At 74.0% G+C, this 17,945-nt stretch carries 9 protein-coding genes; 4 read left to right on the plus strand and 5 right to left on the minus strand.

Translation table 11 applies throughout. The features are described from left to right. Positions 1-27 precede the first annotated feature (27 nt). On the minus strand, positions 28-729 hold the full coding sequence (locus AC061S_RS22875; RefSeq protein WP_478687812.1) for a methyltransferase domain-containing protein: 702 nt from the start codon (positions 727-729) through the stop codon (positions 28-30). A gap of 272 nt (positions 730-1,001) precedes the next feature. Here AC061S_RS22875 and AC061S_RS22880 point away from each other — a divergent pair, with 272 nt between their 5' ends. Both AC061S_RS22880 and tal read left to right on the plus strand, forming a co-directional pair. Beyond that, the gene (locus AC061S_RS22880) at positions 1,002-2,954 is read left to right on the plus strand and encodes a helix-turn-helix domain-containing protein (protein ID WP_478687813.1); all 1,953 of its coding nucleotides are present in this window, start codon (positions 1,002-1,004) and stop codon (positions 2,952-2,954) included. 302 nt (positions 2,955-3,256) lie between these two features. Continuing rightward, a complete protein-coding gene (gene tal / locus AC061S_RS22885) occupies positions 3,257-4,372 on the plus strand; it encodes a transaldolase (RefSeq protein ID WP_478687814.1) in 1,116 nt (371 codons plus the stop codon). 17 nt (positions 4,373-4,389) lie between these two features. On the opposite strand, the gene AC061S_RS22890 is transcribed toward tal, so the two are convergent. Together AC061S_RS22890 and AC061S_RS22895 are read right to left on the minus strand one after the other, a co-directional pair. Then, a complete protein-coding gene (locus tag AC061S_RS22890; RefSeq protein WP_478687815.1) occupies positions 4,390-9,129 on the minus strand; it encodes a HEAT repeat domain-containing protein in 4,740 nt (1,579 codons plus the stop codon). 98 nt (positions 9,130-9,227) lie between these two features. After that, positions 9,228-10,199, minus strand: a complete 972-nt coding sequence (locus AC061S_RS22895) for a helix-turn-helix domain-containing protein (RefSeq protein WP_478687816.1) — start codon at positions 10,197-10,199, stop codon at positions 9,228-9,230. Positions 10,200-10,290: 91 nt separating this feature from the next. On the opposite strand from AC061S_RS22895, the gene AC061S_RS22900 reads away from it, so the two are divergent. Both AC061S_RS22900 and AC061S_RS22905 read left to right on the plus strand, forming a co-directional pair. Beyond that, on the plus strand, positions 10,291-14,604 hold the full coding sequence (locus AC061S_RS22900; RefSeq protein ID WP_478687817.1) for a S8 family serine peptidase: 4,314 nt from the start codon (positions 10,291-10,293) through the stop codon (positions 14,602-14,604). Positions 14,605-14,727: 123 nt separating this feature from the next. After that, complete coding sequence (locus AC061S_RS22905; RefSeq protein WP_478687818.1) at positions 14,728-16,017, plus strand: NAD(P)/FAD-dependent oxidoreductase; 1,290 nt, start codon at positions 14,728-14,730, stop codon at positions 16,015-16,017. A 13-nt stretch (positions 16,018-16,030) separates the two neighbouring features. Here AC061S_RS22905 and AC061S_RS22910 read toward each other — a convergent pair whose 3' ends face one another. Both AC061S_RS22910 and AC061S_RS22915 read right to left on the minus strand, forming a co-directional pair. Continuing rightward, positions 16,031-17,224: a sensor histidine kinase gene (locus AC061S_RS22910; protein WP_478687819.1), complete on the minus strand. Its 1,194-nt coding sequence runs from the start codon at positions 17,222-17,224 to the stop codon at positions 16,031-16,033. Continuing rightward, the gene (locus AC061S_RS22915) at positions 17,221-17,877 is read right to left on the minus strand and encodes a response regulator transcription factor (RefSeq protein ID WP_478687820.1); all 657 of its coding nucleotides are present in this window, start codon (positions 17,875-17,877) and stop codon (positions 17,221-17,223) included. Before AC061S_RS22915 ends, AC061S_RS22910 begins: the two co-directional genes overlap by 4 nt. Between the last annotated feature and the right edge of the window lie 68 nt (positions 17,878-17,945).

Here is a 17,945-nt window from a genome sequence, read left to right on the forward strand (position 1 = left end):
GATGGGGCGTCGGACGCGGCAGGCGCGTCAGACGATCTCCAGCAGCGCGTACTCGACGCTCTCCGCGCCCTCCCGCACCGTCCGGCTGCGCAGTTCCCGCAGCCTGCGACCGCACTCCGCGGCCAGCGCCTCCAGCGTCGCGAGGTCGCCGCGCTCACTGAAGTGCAGCAGCGCCCGGCCGCCCGGCGCCACGTAGGACAGGCACTCGGCGAGGTACCGCCGGTGGGCCCGGTAGCCGGGGTCGACGTAGGCGCGCTCGTGCACCGAGGCGTAGCGGTATCCCGGCGGGGCCAGGACGAAGTTCGAATGCCAGTAGACGGTGTCGTGGCGGTCGCCCGGCCCGAGTGCGTCGAACAGATCGCTGTGCACGGCCCGCACCCGGTCCGCCACGTCGTGGCGCGCCGCGTTCAAGGCGGTGTTCCGTACCGCCTGCTCGCTGATGTCGAGCGCGGTGACCCGGTCAGAGCCCGCCAGCGCGGCGGACACGGCGATGACCCCGGTGCCGGAGCCCACCTCGAGGAACGAGCCCCGCCACGGCGTCGGAGCCGGCCCGGCGAGGCCGAGCAGGTCCATGGCCACGCCGGTCGAGGCGGAGAAGGGCGGGGCGAACACCCCGTCCAGGAGGTGCCATTCGGCGCCGGCCAGGGTGAAGGTCCGGGGCCTGGCCTCGTGGTGCAGGGAGGCTCTGCTCCTTTCCAGAGACCGCTCGTAGTTCTTGATCGCCGACATCCCGCTCCTCGTTCCCGACGCACGCCGCGCGTGCACCCCCGCACCGGAAGAAGCCCGTTGCCGCCCCCTCCATTGATCGTTGCCGAGTCTGCGGACCGGCAGAAGGTGGTGCCGCAACACCGCGCGGGCATCGGATGATGTTGCAGCCACACGTCGTACCGTGAACCCGGGGTGAGCCCGGGGTGAGCCCGCTTGACCCGCACAAGGGGGCCACATAGGTTCAAACCAATCGGCTGGTCGAGGTCCGGTCGGGTCTGGAGGGGGAAGCGAGAGTGAAGGGCGAGGAGCCCATCAGTGGTCCGGCGCTCGCCGTTCTGGAACTGTTGGCACAGGATTCCCCTCCGTCCCGGTTCCACGAGATGCTCCAGAGCGCCCAGCAGCAACCCCTGCCGCCGGACCAGATGTCCGAACTCCAGCGGGCGACGCATCTGGCCCTGGACGTCCAGGCGTCGGTGAGCCAGGGGCGCCGCCGTGAGACCTTCATGACCGGACTCGTGAACACCGTCCACGACATGACGGTCCCCTCCAGTCCCGACACCCTTCTGAAGGTCGTCACCAGCCGGGCCCGCAGGCTGCTCGGCTTCGACATGGCCTACGTCAGCCTGCCCGGCGCCGACGGCAACTCCTACGTCCACAGCTCGGACGGCGACACCACGGCGCTCAACGTGGGCCTCGTGGTGCGCAAGAAGCGCGGTCTGAGCGATCTGGTCCTCACCTCGGGCGCACCGTTCTGGAGCACGGACTACCTCAACGACGACCGCATCCCGCACTGGCCCGAGGTCGACGACGTCGTGCGCGCCGAGGGGCTATCCGCGATCATGGCGGTGCCCATCCTCCGCGAGAGCACCATCATCGGAGTGCTCTACGGGGCGAACCGGGTGGTGCGGCACTTCACGCCGGACGAGATCAGCGTGATGCGCTCGCTCGCGGACTTCGCCTCGGTCGCCCTGGAGAAGGCCGAACTCCTCGACCGCACGCGGACGCGGATCGCCGAGCTGGAGTCCCTCGGCGCGCAGTCCCGCGTCACCGTGGCGCGCCTGACCGACCTGGGGGACGCCCAGTCCCGGCTGACCTCGATGGTCCTCGACGGAAGCGATCTCCAGCAGCTCACGAGCGCGGCGGCCAACACGCTGGACGCCGGGCTGGTGGTGAGCGACTCCTACGGGCAGATCCTGGCCTCGGCGGGCGACGCGGACGGGCTGAGCGAGGCGGTGACGGGCCGGACCGTGCTCGAAGCGCACGCCGCGGGCGGCCCCGTCCCCCTCTCCCCCGGGCACTGGGCGTCGCCGGTCAGCGCCGGAGCCGAGAACCTGGGCATCGTCGTACTGCGGTCGGACTCCGGGCTCGACGCCGACGCCCAGCGGTTCCTCCGCTTCGCCGGACAGGCGGTGGCCACGCTGCTGGTGATCCAGCGCAGCACGGCGGTCGCGGCCGGGCCGGTCCGTGACGAGTTCTTCGACGAACTCCTCGCCGTGCCGCTGCGGATGCCCCGCCGGCTCGCCACCCGCGCCCAGCAGCTCCACGTGGACCTGGAGGAGCCGTACGTCATCGTGGTGGTCCGGCCCGAGGGCGGCGAGCACGGCAAGGCCGTCGTGTGGGCGTCCTCGTACAGCCACCGGCGCCGGGGGCTCAAAACGGTGCGGGACGGCCGGATCGTACTGCTGCTGCCGGGCACCGACGCCTCGGCCGCCGCGCGCGCCGTGTCCGACGAGCTGTCGCCCTCCCTGACCCATCCCCCCACGGTCGGCGCCGCCGGACCCGCCACCGGCCTCCCCTCGGTGTCCAGGCTGCACCTGGAGGCGCAGCGCTCCCTCGACGCCCTGACCGTCCTGGGCGAGGCGGGCACCGCGGCGTCCATGGCCGACCTCGGCTTCCTCGGTCTGCTGCTCTCCGACGACCGCGACGTGGACGGGTTCGTCGCCTCGGCCATCGGCCCCCTGCTGGAGCAGGACTCCGAGCGCGGGGCCGACCTGATCGCCACCGTGGAGGCGTACTTCGCCGCCGGCCAGAGCCCCACCCACGCGGCCGAGGCCCTGTACATCCACGCCAACACGGTGGCCCGTAGGCTCGAGCGGGTCACGGGCCTGCTCGGCACCGGCTGGCAGAAGGGCGAGCGCGCGGTGGAGGTGCAGCTCGCGCTGCGCGTCCTGCGGGCACGAGGGGTCCTGCGGCAGCAACGGGAGACGACCCTCGGCACCCGCTCCCGGACCGGGGCCGCGGAGTGACGGGGCTCCGGCCACCGAGCGGCCCGTAGGGCCCCTGCATAGGCCCCGTAAGGCCCCTGCCCACAATTGCGTCTAAGTGACGTGATACCACCGCATACTTGACGAAGTCTTGACTGCTCCCTTCTGCTCCTCCCCACCGTGGGCCAAGGTCAGGGTGAAGTCGTACGGGGCACTCCGAACCCCTCGCTTCCCGTCCAAAGGAGCACTGAGCGAACGGTGACCGCGCCGCGACAACCCATCGAGCCGCCCGTCGTGCGGGCCTCCCCCTTCCGCCTCCTCCCCGCGCCCCGTGGGGGAACTCGATGACGGCGGTACGGCTGGCGCAGCTGAACGAGGGCGGCGTCTCCTTCTGGATCGACGGGATCAGCCGCTTCCTGCTGGGCAGCGACGCCCTCGCCGCTCTGGTGCGCGACTGGCGGGTGTCCGGGGCCACGACGAACCTGGAGCTGCTCCACCACGCGGTGGCCACGGGCTCCTTCTACGCGGAACAGCTGCGCGACCTGGCCGGTCACGAGTCCGACGCGGGCCGGGCCGTGTCGGAGCTGGTGGTACGTGACATCCAGAACGCCTGCGACGTCCTGCTGCCGACCCACCTGGTGCGCCACCGCACCACCGGGCTGGTGTCGGTCGACATGGACCCGCAGCTCGCCCACGGCCGCGAGGAGACCCTCGACTCGGCCCGCACGCTGTGGCAGAAGGTCGACCGGCCCAATCTGCTCGTGAAGATCCCGGCCACCGACACGGGCCTGTGGGCGATCACCGCGTGCCTGGCCGAGGGCATCGGCGTGCACGCGACCTCGGTCTTCTCCGCCGAGCGCTACCAGCAGGTCACCGCCGCGCATCTCGCCGGTCTGGCGCAGGCCTCGGAGGCGGGCCGCCCGCTGTCGCGCATCCACTCCGTGGCGTCGTTCCACGTCAGCCCGGTCGACGCCGCGGTGGACCCGCTGCTCGACGCCATCGGCACGGATCGGGCCCTGGCCCTGCGCGGCAGGACGGCCCTGGCCGTCGCCCACTCCATCCTCGCGCGGCACCGGGAGACGTACGCGGGCGAGTCCTGGCAGCCGTACACGGAGCAAGGGGCCAGGCGTCAGCAACTGGTCTGGGCCGCGACGGCGGTGAGCGGCTCGGGCTACCGGGACACCCACTACGCGGACGGCCTGTTCGCCCCCGACACGGTCAGCGCCGTTTCGGAGCAGTTGCTCTGGGCGATCGCCGACCACGGCCGCGTCCAGCAGGACGAGACGACCGGGGCGCCGTGCGGACAAGCGCTCGGCACCCTGGCGGAGTTGGGCATTCCGCTGGCCGGCATTCTGAGCGGACTCGAAGAGGCGCGTCACCAGCGGTCGCTCGCCTCGTGGCAGCGCCTCCTGGACGTGGTCGCCGCCGCGCTGCAGCAGCCCCGCCCGGTGGGGACCTGACGACGCCGGCACGTCGCTCAGACCGTGCCCCCTCGGGCTTGCCGGGAGTGGGCGTCGTCGGCCGTGATCCGTTCGAGGATCTCCGCGTAGAGGGACCGCCGGTCGGGGCGGGCGCGGACGGCGGCTTGCCTGAGAGCCTGGATCGCCGGCTCGCCCATTCTGGTGAGCCCCTCGGCCGCAGCCCTGCGGACCACGTGATGCGGGTGCTCCAGCATTCCCGTCATCGTGGGGATCGCGGGGACCCAGTTCGCGTGGCAGAGAGTCCGGATCGCCGTGCGCACCAGGTCCGGCTGGGGGTCGTCCAGCAGGATCGACGTGTGGTGCAGGTAGGTCCGGCGGTCCAGCATGGCCCGCGAGGTCCGGTGGGCGTGCAGGCGGACCCTGGGCTTGGGGTGGCGCAGCAACTCGTCGATGACGTCGAGTAGTCGGGGGTCCTGGTCTGCGTCCGGGCCGCCGTGTGCCTCGGTCAGCCGCGTGAGCGCCTGGCGAATCCGTACCGGGTCGCCGGTGCGGGCCAGATCCAACAGCTCCTGTCGCGAGGTGGGTTGCGACGCTGCCGCCGCCGAGGCCGGGGCACGGTCGCGGAGCGCTGCCAGCGCGTCGGCGTCCTGCCGCGCCGCGTCCGGGCGGCGCAGCGGACCGTCCACGAGGAGCAGCCCGTCCGCGAGGTCGTCGCGTCCTTCGGCGCGCAGCCGCCGACAGGTCCGCTCCAGCGCGGGGGTGCGCAGCAGGGAACGCCCGTCGAGCAGGTCGAGGAACCCCCAGGCGCCGGCGTCGAGGCGGTCGCCGAGGTGCTGCGCCAGTACGTCGGCGGGGACCTGGACCAGCGCCTGCCCGGCCGCGGAGCTGCCGGACGGCGGGTCGTGCTCCCACCATTCCAGCAGCAGCGGGACCAGCGGTTCCAGGTCCCCGGGGTCGAGCCGGCTCGCCACGAGGGCGACCCTGTCGTGCAGGATGCCGTCCGCGCGGAGTTCGCTCTCGTCGATCGCGCTCAGTGTGCGGGCCAGGTCGGCACCGACGGGTACGTCGACGCGGCCGTGCAGGAACGCTCGGAGCACGGGAAGCCTGCACTCGGGCTCGGGCCACTCCAGGAGCGCGAGGGCCGCGGCGTGCCGGCGGTCCTGCGCGGACGCCCGCAGCATGGCCAGCAGGCGTTCCCGTAGGGCGGTCGAACGGGGCTGGTCGAGATCGTCGATGTGCACGGTCCGCGGTTGCGGCGCCGGCGCCGGTGCGTGGGCGGTTTCGGCGAGGGTCCAGAGCGGTGCGTCGAGGGGCTGGACGTCCGTCATCCAGTCGATGAGGGCGGCGCGGACCTCGGGGCCGGCCGAGGCGTGGACGTCGATCAGGGCGGAGAGGAGGCGGTCCCGGGGGGCCGGGACGGTGCCGTCGTCCTGCCTGTCGGGTCGGCCGACCCGGTCGGCTCGGTCGGCTCGGTCGGCTCGGTCGGCTCGGCGGAATTCCTCCAGGGCGCCCGGTGTGCGCACCGCGGCGTCCAGCGCGGCCCGCCACGCCTCGGCTTCGGCCGACTCGATGGCTTCGGGGGGCCGCGGGGCGGCGAACGCGTCCCGCAGTACGGCGGTCTCGGCCTCCCGGGGGTTGGTGCCCAGCCGGGCCGAAGCCAGGGCCTGGTCGAGGTCGGCGCGGACCAGTACCGCGTCGAGGCTGCGGAGCAGTGTCAGTGTGGACGGGCTGTCCGCGGGGGCGCGGGGCAGCGCGCGTACCGCGTCGGCGACGGCCAGCTTCTCGACCGCGGGCAGAGACGGCGCGACCGCTGCGAGTACCGTCAGGAGGCCCTGCCGGTCTTCCGCCGAGGCCTCGTCGGACCCGGCCAGCCCGTCCAACCCGGCGAACCCGGCCAGCCCGGCGAGCAGGACCCCGGTGGACCGGGCGAAGGCCGCCAGTTCCCCGGTCGTCCACGGTGCGGGGCAGACCCGGAGCGTGAGCCGCAGGACGCGGCCCCGCTCGGCGGGGTCGGAGGCGGCCAGGCGCAGCCAGTCCGGCAACAGGGGCCGGAGCACGCGCAGCCGGACGGGACGCGGCAGCTCGTGGCATGCCGCGAGGCGCAGCGCGACCGGCGTGTGCCAGCCCTCCGTCTCCAGCGACCTGATGTCGCGGTTCGCCCCGGTGTCCACCGCCGGACCGGGTACGGCGGGCGTGGTGATGCCGTGCCGGGCCATGGCCGTCGACAGGTCCTCGGCCGTCCCGGAAGCGAGGCCGACCCGACCGGTCGCCACCAGGGCGAGCAGGGCCGGTGCGACCGGTGACCCCTGGTCGTCCAGTGCGCGGACCGAGCGCACGGGCAGCATGCGGTCGAGGCCTTCCAGCAGCAGTGCGCGGGCGCGGCCGTCATCGCTGTGTTCGGCGGCGGCGAGGACCGTCGCCGGGTACGCGTCGCCGAGGATGGCGCGCAGCGCCTCGACGAGCAGGGCGCGCAGGCCGGGGTTGTCGTGGCGCCCGAGCCGGAAGAGCAGCGCCGGTACCACCGCGGGCGTTCCCGTGCCGGCCAGAACCGCGGCGGCGGTCTTCTTGATGTTCATGTTCGGATGGCCGAGGCAGGCGGCGATCGCGGTGGAGGCCCAGCGGGCCCGCGCGTGACGGAGGGCGAACAGCGCCTGCCGGACGGTCTGGACGTCCTGGGCGGCGGTCAGCGCGATCAACGTCGCCGACAACGCCTGCGCGTCCTCCCTCGTGGTCTCGCGGGCGAGCAGCGCGATCACGTGTTTGCGCACGTGCCGGTCGCGGTGCCGCAGCAGGCGGTGCACCCGCGCACGGGTGCGCGCGTAGGGGGCTCGGAGCAGGAGTTCGAGCAGGATCGCCTGCTCGCCGCTCGACAGTCCGGGGCGGTCCAGCAGATCCAGCGCCACGGTCGCGACGAGAGCGTGCCCCGCCTCTTGTGCGGTCGCCGCGTCGAGCAGGCAGGACGGCCTGATCCGCCCCCGTTCGTGGAGCCGGCGGCCGAGGCCGTGTACGGCGTCCAGGATCTCCTGGGGCACTACGGGCTCCCCGGCCGGCGGTCCGTCGTCGAGGCGGGGGGCGGCTCCGCCCGGCTCCAGGCCCGCCGCCAGCTCGGCCACGATGCGCAGGAGCAGGTCCGCGATGACCGGGAGCGTGCCGGCGCCGCCGTGGGCGGCCAGTCTGCACAGTGCGGCCACCGGCTGGTCCGGGTCCAGATGGGAGCTCAGGAGAGCCAGTTCCCGCTCGTCCGGCCCACCGAGGTCCGCCGCGATGCGAGTCGGCAGATCGGCGGGATCGAGGCGGACGAGGAGGGCGCGCCGCTGTGACGGATCGTCGGTCAGGTGCCACAGCACCTCCAGGGCGCGGTTGCGCACCGCGCGGAGATGCGGCGCGATGTCTCCCCCGCCCTCCCCCGCGGCGAGACCGAGCCCTTCGCGCAACGCCGTCACCGTCCGGTGCCCGCCGATGGCCTCCAGAGCGTCCAGGGCCGCCGCGGGCGCCGACGGCAGGAGGGCGATCACGGCGTCCTCGCCCTCCCCGTGGCGCACGGCACGGATGGCGTCGAGGAACGGCCCGGGTACGGGAGCCGAGGGAAGGAGGCGGGTGATCGCGTCCCCGATCGGCAGCTCCCCCGCCCCCTGTCCGGCCAGGGCGACCAGCAGCGCGAGCCGCCGCGGCCAGTTCGGGTCGTCGGGTGCCGCGTCCACCAGGACGCGGAGCGTGTCCTGTCGGCAGGTGAACAGGACCGTCGCGACCTCGTGGGGCGGAATCGAGTGATCGGCCAGCGCCAGGCCGATGACGGAGGGGACGTGCGGGCCGTCCGGGAAGTGCCCGCGCCGGTGGAGTCCGCGCAGGCAGGTCACCGCCGGACCCCCGAACAGCAGCGGGTCCTCTGCGGCGATGGCCGTCAGTGCGCCGATGTCACCGCGGTCCGCCAGCTCGCCGAGCAGTTCCATCGCGCGCCGGCGAAGACCCGGCGGCAGTTCCGGATCGTCGATGACCTGCCGCAGCAGGCCGCGGTGCCCGTGGCGGGCCGCGGCCGCGAGTGCGGCATCGGCCGCCCCGGGCCGGGTGAACACCGCGTCGGCAGTGAGGAAGGGCGACAGGCGCCCGGGCGGCAGTGGATCCAACGCCGCCCAGGGATCGGCGAGTTCACCCAGTGCGGCGGCGACCACGTCCGTACTGCCGGCACCGAGCAGGCTGATCACGTGTGCCCGCACCAGCGCGGGGGCCAGCAGGCCGGCGTGCAGCCCCTGCCGGGCCAGCCGCAGCGCGTCGGCCTGCAACACCGGATCGCCGCTGTCCACCAGCTCCTTGACGAGGTGCTCGGGCCGGTGCGCGCAGGTGGCGGTCGCTTCCCGTACGGCCTGGTAGAGCAGTTCGCCCGCGGGCTCCTCGCGGAGCAGCGTCGGATCGTTCAGAAGCTCGGCGCGCAGCCAGGCGATCCGTACCCGTACCGGCAGATCGGCCGTACGCCACGACGGCCGGCGGCGCCCCCGGAGATACGGCCCCAGACGCTCGTGGAGCCGCGCCAGGACGAGCGCCTCCTCCGGCGCCCCCGGCACTGATGCCGGCAGCAGCCCCGCGAGCTCGGCCATCTCCTGCTCGTCGCCCGTCCGGCCCGAGGTGACGCGCTCGGTGAGGAGGACCAGCCCCAGGTATCGCATGCGCGCATCCTCGTGCCGGACGAGACGTCCGAGGACGGCCGGAGAGCAGAGCCGTGCGTCGAGCCGGCCGGCCAACCAGCCGACGTCGGCTCGGCGCACCGCATCGAGGAAGGGCTGGTCTGTCGGCGTCGTCATCGTCGGATGCTAACCGGGACGTTCCCGGCACCACCAACGGGATTTCGTACGCTGTCCGCGCACGGCTGCCGAGCCATGGCCGCGGGGCGTCGGGCGGGTCAGATCCAGCCCCGCCGGGCGGCGATGGCGCCCGCCTGGAAGCGGTTCGCCGCGCCCAGCTGTTCGTGCAGGCGGCTCATCCGGCGCCGCATGGTCCGTACCGACCAGCCCAACTGGCGCGCTATCGCCTCGTCCTTCAACCCGCTGACCAGCAGGGCGAGCAGCAGCCGGTCCTCCTCGCCGGGTTCCGCGGACTCCTCGCCGGGTTCCGCCGGCTCCGGTGAGGCGAGCAGCGGGGTCGCCAGGGTCCAGCACAGCCGCCAGTAGTCCGTCAGTGCGTCGAGCAGCGAGGACGGGCGGATCACCGCCGCCCGTACGTCCGTCAGGTCCAGCGACAGGGGCATCAGCGCCAGCGCGTCGTCGGCGATCGCCAGCTTGATGCGCAGTCCGGGCAGCACCCGTGCCTGCTCCCCCTGGGCCACCAGCCGCCGGATGTCGTCCAGCACCCCCGGCCACTCCAGCGCCTCCGGGGCGTACACCGCGCGGTACGTCAGCCCGCCGCGCATCGCCGTCTCCTCCACGGGGTTGGCGGTGGTCAGCGCGTAGGGCGGCCGGTCCAGGGTGCGGACCTGTTGCCTGGCCTCCTGCTGGAGCCGTACGAACCAGCGGCCCAGGGCCTCCCGGCCGGAGACGATCTCGACCTCCTTGGCGTCGCCGCGCCGGGCGGCCTCGAAGAGACCGGCCAGCTCGCCGGCGGCCGACCGCACCCGGCCCAGTTCCACCGTTCTCTCCTGGATCAGCGCCTCCACCGCATGCTGCGGGTCGATGGCCGCATAGCGCCGCCGGGAGCCGGACAGCCGCCCGACCAGCCCGCGGTCGTGCATCCGGTCGAGTGCCCGCGCCACCCGTTCCGACGAGGTGCCGAGCTCGCCCGCCAGCTCCGCGGGGGCGGCCGCCTGCCGGGCGAGCAGCGCTCGGTAGACCTGTTCGTCGAAGGCGTCGATACCGACGGCCGCCAGTTCCTGGGACATGCGGGCCATCGTGGCCCACCCGTGCCAGCGGCAGCAATGGGCCACCGGGAATCGTTGCCCTGGCCGGACCGGGCCGCATTAGGTACCGCCTATGGGTCACTCACACCGAAGAACTGCGCACATCGGCCTGGTGGCCGCGGTGCTCGGCGGACTGCTCGCCTCGGTCCCGCCCGCCGTCGCCGCCCCCGAGCCCGAGCCGGCGAGCCCCGGCACGCAACGAGTCATCGTCGAGTTCGAGGGCGCCGCGGGGCTGGAGGCCGCGGCCGGCTCCGCGAAGAACGCCAGGAACGCGAAGGCCGCCGAGGTGACGGCCGCGCGCAAGAACCTGACCGGCAGGCACGACGCGTTCCTGGCCGGGGCGAAGACCGCCGGCGTCACCGCCCGGTCCGTACGCCGCCACACCCTGCTGCTCAACGCCGTGGCCATGACCGTCGGAGCCGGCGACCCGGCGAAGCTGCGGAAGCTGCCGGGCGTGAAGTCCGTCAGCCCCGCCGGCACCTCGCGGGCCCTGGACACCGACGCCAACCAGGTCGTCGGCAACCCGGCCCTATGGGCCCGGGAGGACCCCGCCGGGGTCAAGGTCACCGGCAAGGGCGTCACCGTCGCCGTGATCGACACCGGAGTCGACTACACCCACCCCGACCTGGGCGGCGGCTTCGGTGAGGGCCGCAAGGTCGTCGGCGGCTGGGACTTCGTTGACAACGATGCCAACCCGATGGACGACAACGGCCACGGCACCCATGTCGCGGGCATCGTCGCGGGCCGGGCGGCCGCCGAGGGCGGCGTCACCGGCGCCGCGCCGGACGCCGAACTGCTGGCGTACAAGGTGCTCGGCGCGAACGGCAGCGGCGACGACTCCGGCATCATCGCGGCCATCGAGGCGGCGGTGGACCCGGCCAACCCGCACCGCGCCGACATCATCAACATGAGCCTCGGCAACAGCGCCGGCACCGCGAGCGACCCGCTGTCCCGGGCCGCGTCCGCGGCCGTGGACGCCGGCGCCCTGGTCTTCGCCGCGGCCGGGAACACCGGCCCCGGCTACTGGACCGTCGGCTCCCCGGCCGCCGCTCCCGGCGTCATCGCCGTGGGCGCCTCCACCAGCGGGATCCGGCTGCCCGTGCTCAAGGTGGCGGGTGACACCCTGCAGAGCTACCGCGGCGGACGGTCCGCCAACCCGCCGGCCGCGGCGGTGACCGCCGGGGTCGTCAGCATCGGCATGGGGACCGCCGAGGACTGGGCGAAGGCGGGCGACGTCAACGGCAAGGTCGTGCTGTACGCGATCCCGCCGGCCGTGAACCCGTACGACGTGTGGCCCGAGGAGCTGGACACCTGGCGCGAGGCCGAACGGCGCGGCGCCACCGCCCTGGTGGGCGGCGTGGGCGGCGGAGGCGGCGGCCCGGTGGTGTTCGGCGGCCGGAGCCGGGCGAACCCGCTCCAGCCGCAGCGCGAGCAGGCCCCCACCCGTACCGGGGCCCCCGCCCGTACCGGTGCCGCCGCCCGGAGCGAGGTGCTGCTCGGTGCCACGCCCGCGGAGTCCGGCGACTCCCTGCGCCTGGACCGGCTGGTGGTGACCGGCGTGGACCACGAGACCGGCGGGCGGCTCGCCGCGCTGGCCGAGTCCGGCGGCGAGCTGGTGCTCGGCGGCCGCGACTCCACCGACGAGATGGCCTCCTTCTCCTCCCGCGGCCCGGACTCCGAACGGCTCGGCCTCAAGCCCGAGATCGTCGCCCCCGGCGTCGAGATCCTCTCCACGGTGCCCAAGGGCATCGAGCCCGAGGGCTACCGGCGGATGTCCGGCACCTCGATGGCCTCGCCGCTCGCCGCCGGCTCCGCGGCGCTGCTGCGCCAACTGCACCCGGACCGCCCCGCGGACCGGCTGCGCGCCGAGGTGATCGGCTCCGCGAAGCCGCTCGACGGCCCCGACCTGCAGGCGCAGGGCGGCGGCCGGCTCGACACGGCCGCCGCGGCCGCGGCCGGGCTGTACGCCTCCCCCGCCACCGTCTCCTTCGGCCTGGCGCACATGGACCAGCCGAAGGTCACCGGGAGCCGTGAGGTCACCCTCCACAACACCGGCAGCGCCCCGGTCGCCGGCCAGGTGACCGTGACCGGCCCCGCCACCGTGACCCCGGACCGCGTGGACATCCCGGCGGGCGGCACCGCGAAGGTCGTGCTGACCGTCGAGCGCGACCGGCCGGACGTCACGGACTACGCCACCAACTACCTGAGCGGCCGCGTCACCGTCACCCCCGAGGGGGGCCGGGAGCTCACCGTCCCGTACTTGATGGCGGCGATCCCGCTGTACGTGGACCCGGCCGAGGACCCGTCCAACGACGGCTCCACCACCGTGTACGTCTACAGCCCGACGCCCCTCACCGCACCGCCGGTGCTGACGGTCACCCCGCCCAAGGGCAAGGCCTACACCAAGGCGACGGCGCCCACCTCGGACCCGTCCTACTACCGGGCCGACTTCACCGGTCTCGGCTCGGGCGTCCACACGACGACCGCCCGCGCCACCACGTCCACCGCGGTACGCCAGTACGGTACGGGCGCCTTCGAGGTGACCCTCACGGCGTCCCAGGCCAAGAACTGGAAGGGCGTCGGCCCGAACAGCGCCGTGGGCACCACCCAGCTGGCCCCCGGCGCCCCGGACCGGGCCGTGATGACCCTGGGCACCCGCCCGGGCGCCTGGCTCACCACCGACGGCGGCAAGAACTGGCAGCAGCGGGGCCACACCCCGGTCAGCAACGCGCTGACCGAGCCCTCCCTGGTCATCGACTCCCGCGATCCGAACCGCTGGTGGGAGGCCGTGGTCAGCGCGCACCCGTCCGCGTTCCCTGAGGGCGGCGTGCTGATGCGCACCGAGGACAGCGGCCGCAGCTGGGAGCGGATGGCCGGTCCGCCGGCCGCGATCACCGAGCTGAGCGCCGACGCCCGCACCCGCGTCCTGCTCGCCGCGTCCGACTACACCGGCGAACGGTTCCTCAGCCGGGACCGGGGCGCCACCTGGACACCGGTCGACCTCACGGGGATCACCGGGTACCTCGCCAAGAGCGTGATCGGCGGCGATGACCTGTACCTCTGGGCCGGCCAGGCGATCTGGGTGATCCGCGACTTCGTCACCGGCTCCCCGAAGCCCGCGCAGAAGGTCTTCCAGGCCACGCCGCGCGTGCAGATCCTCGGCGGCTTCGACGCCGACGGCTCCCTGCTCGCCATCAAGGTGCAGGGCCAGAACTCGGGCCTGTACGTGAGCCGGGACGGCGGCCGCAGCGTCGAGAAGACCGGCCGCACCTTCAGCGGCCTGGTCGACGTCTCCGGCGGCGACATCTACCAGGACGACCTGAGCGGCACCGGCGCGCTGAGCCGCGACGGCGGGCGTACGTGGACCGCGACCGCGCAGCCCGTACCGGGTTCGGTGGTCTACGACTACGACCGCTGGGCCGACGGTTCCCACACGATCGGCTCCGGCGCCGCCGGCCTCTTCCGCTCCACCCGGGAGGGCGGCTACCGCCGGATCGGCGTCCAGGGCGAGTCCGTACCCGCGCTGGCGACCTTCGGGGACCAGCTCCTCGCCGGGACCTCGGTCGGCACCTACCGCACCACGGTGCCCGCCGCGAGCCCCGAGTGGGGTGCGGCGGAGCGCGAGGGCACGACCGGTACCGGTGTCGTCGGCTTCCAGCCGTCCGCGGCGGACCCGACGTCCGGTTGGCAGCTGGTCAACCACCTGTACGACGTGGTGCTGCAGAAGACCGCGGACGCCGGCCGGACCTGGTCGGACGTCGCCGAGCGCGAGGCGAACGGCACCGCGTTCCTGGTCGACCCCGCGAACCCGGACCGGATGATGATCTCGTACAGGGGATCCAGCTCGGCCGGCCTCTACACCACCACCGACGGCGGCGCCCACTGGAAGACCTTCGACCAGGGCCGCTCCTACGACACCATCGTGGCCGATCCCGGCAAGCCGGGGCGGATCTGGTTCGGCGGCTGGTGGGGGCTGTTCTACTCGGACGACTTCGGGGCCACCATGACCCGGGTGTCCGAAGCCGAGGTGCACGCCGTCCAGTTCACCGACGGCGCCATGATCACGGGCGGTCAGGCGATCCGCGTCAGCAAGGACGGCGGCAAGACCTTCACCAAGGCCGACACCGGCGCCCTGCGGATCAGCGTCTCCGACCTCCTCCGGGTCGGTGACACCCTCTACGCCGGCACCAGCACCCGCTGGACGGACTTCACCCCCACCGGCGGGCGCGGCGTACTGCGCTCCACCGACGGCGGGCTGACCTGGCACAACATCTCCCGCTCGATGCCGAACAAGGACGTCCTGTCCCTGGCGGCCTCGCCCGACGGCCGGTACCTCTTCGCCGGCGTCGACCAGGGCGGCGTCCACCGCCTGGAGTTGGACGACTGAGGTCCGTGGGGGCCGCGCCGCGGCCCCCACAATCTTGACAAGCTTTCATGGACATGACACCAGTGGATGCTGCACCGCTCCCTCCCATCAGCGGCACCACATCCCGAAGGCGGCGATCGACGCATGCCCAGGCCCGAGAGCGCGGAACACGACTACGACGTCGTCATCAGCGGAGCCGGCCTCGCCGGCAGCGCCGCCGCGATCCTGCTCGCTCGACACGGTGTCCGCGTCGCACTGCTGGAACGCCGCTCGGACCCCGCGGCGTACAAGGTGCTCTGCACCCACTCCATCACGGCCAACGCCTATCCGGTGCTGGACGAGATCGGTCTCGTCCCCGCCCTGGAGGAGGCCGGAGCGGTCCGCAACACGGCTCGCTGGTACACCCGTTGGGGCTGGATCGAGCCGCGGCCGGCACCGGGCGGCCCCGAGTTGCCGTACGCGTACAACGTCCGGCGCAGCACCCTCGACCCGCTGATCAGGTCCCGCGCGGCGCAGACCCCCGGCGTCGAGCTGCTCCTCGGCCATCGGGTGACCGGGCTGGTCCGGGAGGCCGGACGGACCGTGGGGGTCCGCGCGTCGACCCCGCACGGCGAGCGCGAGATCCGGGCCCGGCTGGTGGTCGGCGCGGACGGCAAGGACTCGGCCGTGGCGGATTTCGCCGGGCTCCCCGCCCGGCGGTACGAGAACACGCGGTTCGGCTACCTCGCGCACTACCGCGGTCTCCCGCTGCCCGGCGGGATCGGCCACACCTGGTTCCTCGAACCCGACATGGCGTACGCGTTCCCGAACGACGACGGGGTGACGGTCCTCACCGTGCTCCCGGAAAAGAAGTGGCTCCCGGCCTTCCGGGAAGACCTGGAGGGCAGCTTCTCCGCGTTCGTGCGCGCCCTGCCCGAGGCTCCGCCCATCGACTCCGCCGAGCGCATCACGAAGATCATCGGCACCATCGACTACCCGCTGCACAGCCGGAAGCCGACCGCGGCGGGCGTAGCGCTCATCGGCGACGCCGCCCTGACCGGCGACCCCCTGTGGGGAGTGGGGTGCGGATGGGCCCTGCAGTCCGCGCAGTGGCTGGCGGAGGCGGTCGCCCCGGCCGCGACCGGTCGGGGCAGCCTCGACCGGTCGCTCGCGCGGTACGCGCGCAGACACCAATGGCGCCTTCGCGGTCACCAGTTCCTGGCGGCCGACTTCGCCAAGGCCCGTCCGTTCAATCCCATGGAGAAGCTGGTGTTCTCGGCGGCGGCCCGCGACGAGTCGATGGCCCGGCACACGCACCTGTTCGCGTCCCGGCTGATCGGTCCGCTGCGTTTCCTGAACCCCGTGGCGCTGGCCAGGGCCGCGGCCGTCAACCTCGGACATCGCGGGGCGCCCGCGCCACGGGACGGTACGGAGGGCGGCCGGGGGGCCGCCTGACCCCTCGGCCGGATCAACCCATGCGGGCGGCGCCCCCGTTGGAGGTCGGCAGGAGGACGCGGACCGTGAGCCCTCCACCCGCGCGGGGCGTGGCCACGACCTCGCCGTGGTGCGTGGCGGTGATCGCCTGGACCAATGCGAGCCCGAGCCCGAACCCGCTGCCGCGCTCCCGCCCCTGGTGGAACGGCGCGAACAGGGCGGGGACCTCCTCCGGTGGCAGGACGGGGCCGGTGTTGGAGACCTCCAGGAACACCCTGCCGCCCGTGGATCCGGTCGCGATCACGGCGGTGCCGTCGCGGTGGTTGTGGCGCACCGCGTTGGCCAGCAGGTTGAGCGCGACCTGCCGGAGCAGCGCGGGATCGCCGTCCAGCGGCGCGGGCGCCGCGTCGAGCGTGACCCGGACCCCGGCGTCACGGGCCTCCTCGGCCAGCTCCCGCGTCGCGCCCCGGGCGGCGTCCGCCAGGTCCGTCGACCGCAGCACCAGCGCGGCGGTCTCCGCGCGCGCCAGGGCCAGCAGGGCCGTGATCAGCCGCTCGATCCGCGCGTTGGCGTCCAGTGCGCGGAGCACCGAGGGGCGGAGGTCGTCCGGGACCCGTCCCCGGGCCAAGGGGATCTCCAGGGCGGTGCGCAGTACGGTCAGCGGGGTGCGCAGCTCGTGCGAGGCGTGCGCGGTGAAGCTCCGCTGGGCCGTGAAGCTCCGGTCGAGCCGGTCGAGCATGGCGTCGAAGGTGTCGCCGAGTTCGCGGATCTCGTCGTACGGACCGTCCAGCGCGAGCCGCTCGTCCAGGCTGCTGCCGGTGCTGATCCGCCGAGCGGCCGCGGTCACCTGGTGGAGCCGGCGCAGGGAGCGGTCGCTCGCCCACCAGGCCAGCAGCGCGGCGAGCGCCGTGAAGACGGCGAGCAGCAGCACGGAGCGGGTCAGCAGGTCGCCCAGGATGGCGTTCTGGAAGTGGTCGAAGGCCCGGGCCGGGGTCGTGAGGACCGCCTCGGTGGAGCCCGGGGGCAGGTCCACGGGCGCCGGATCGGGGAGCGGCGGCTCCGGGGCCCCGGCGGCCTGCGTGATGAGGTCGCGGTTGGCCTCGATGAGCTGGCGCGAGCTGAGCCAGTTCAGCGCCAGCACCCCGCAGCCCAGTACCGCGAAGACGGCGGTGGTCACCAGCGTCAGCCGGCCGCGCAGCGGCAGGCGGCCGGGGCCGAAGCGGCTCACAGCCGGTATCCGTAGCCGGTGTCGTGCACGATCAGCGGCGGATCGCCGAGCTTGCGGCGCAGCGCGTGCACGGTGACCCGGACCGCCGTGGTGGCCGGGTCGAGTCCCGTGTCCCACAGCCGCTCCCGCAGTTCCTCGGTGCCGACCGGGGCGCCGTCCGCGGCCAGCAGGAGTTCCAGCACGCCCAGTTCCTTCGGCGTCAGGTGCAGCGGGCGGCCGTCGCGTTCGGCGACCCTGCGCACCGTGTCGAGGCTGATGCCGCGCCGGCTGAGCACGACCTCGGCCCGGCCCGCCGCGGAGCGGCGGCCGAGCGCGCGCAGCCGGGCGACGAGCTCCAGGTAGGAGAAGGGCTTGGTCATGTAGTCGTCGGCGCCCTGACCGAGGCCTTCGACCAGGTCGGACAGGGTGTCCGCGGCGGTGAGCATGAGGATCCGGGCGGGATGGCCCATCGCGGCGAGCGCGCGGCACACGGCGTCGCCGCCCAGCGCCGGCAGGTCCCGGTCCAGGATCACCACGTCGTAGTCGGCCTCGCCGGTCCGCCGGAGCGCCTCCAGGCCGTCGTGGGCGAGGTCGCAGACCATGCCCTCGTCGCGGAGCCCCTCGGCGAGCATCACGGCCAGTTCCCGCTCGTCCTCGACAATCAGCACCCGCATCGCGTCCCGCTCCGTTCGCCCGTGCCGCCGCTGTTCCCTCCGGGCCGGCGCCGGGGACCAGCCTGCCC

This window comes from Streptomyces sp. CA189 (assembly GCF_056428985.1).

Coding starts and splice junctions, on each gene's coding strand:
- AC061S_RS22890 (WP_478687815.1), bottom strand. CDS start 9,129: ATGACGACGCCGACAGACCAGCCCTTCCTCGATGCGGTGCGCCGAGCC.
- AC061S_RS22895 (WP_478687816.1), bottom strand. CDS start 10,199: ATGTCCCAGGAACTGGCGGCCGTCGGTATCGACGCCTTCGACGAACAG.
- tal (WP_478687814.1), top strand. CDS start 3,257: ATGACGGCGGTACGGCTGGCGCAGCTGAACGAGGGCGGCGTCTCCTTC.
- AC061S_RS22905 (WP_478687818.1), top strand. CDS start 14,728: ATGCCCAGGCCCGAGAGCGCGGAACACGACTACGACGTCGTCATCAGC.
- AC061S_RS22915 (WP_478687820.1), bottom strand. CDS start 17,877: ATGCGGGTGCTGATTGTCGAGGACGAGCGGGAACTGGCCGTGATGCTC.
- AC061S_RS22900 (WP_478687817.1), top strand. CDS start 10,291: ATGGGTCACTCACACCGAAGAACTGCGCACATCGGCCTGGTGGCCGCG.
- AC061S_RS22875 (WP_478687812.1), bottom strand. CDS start 729: ATGTCGGCGATCAAGAACTACGAGCGGTCTCTGGAAAGGAGCAGAGCC.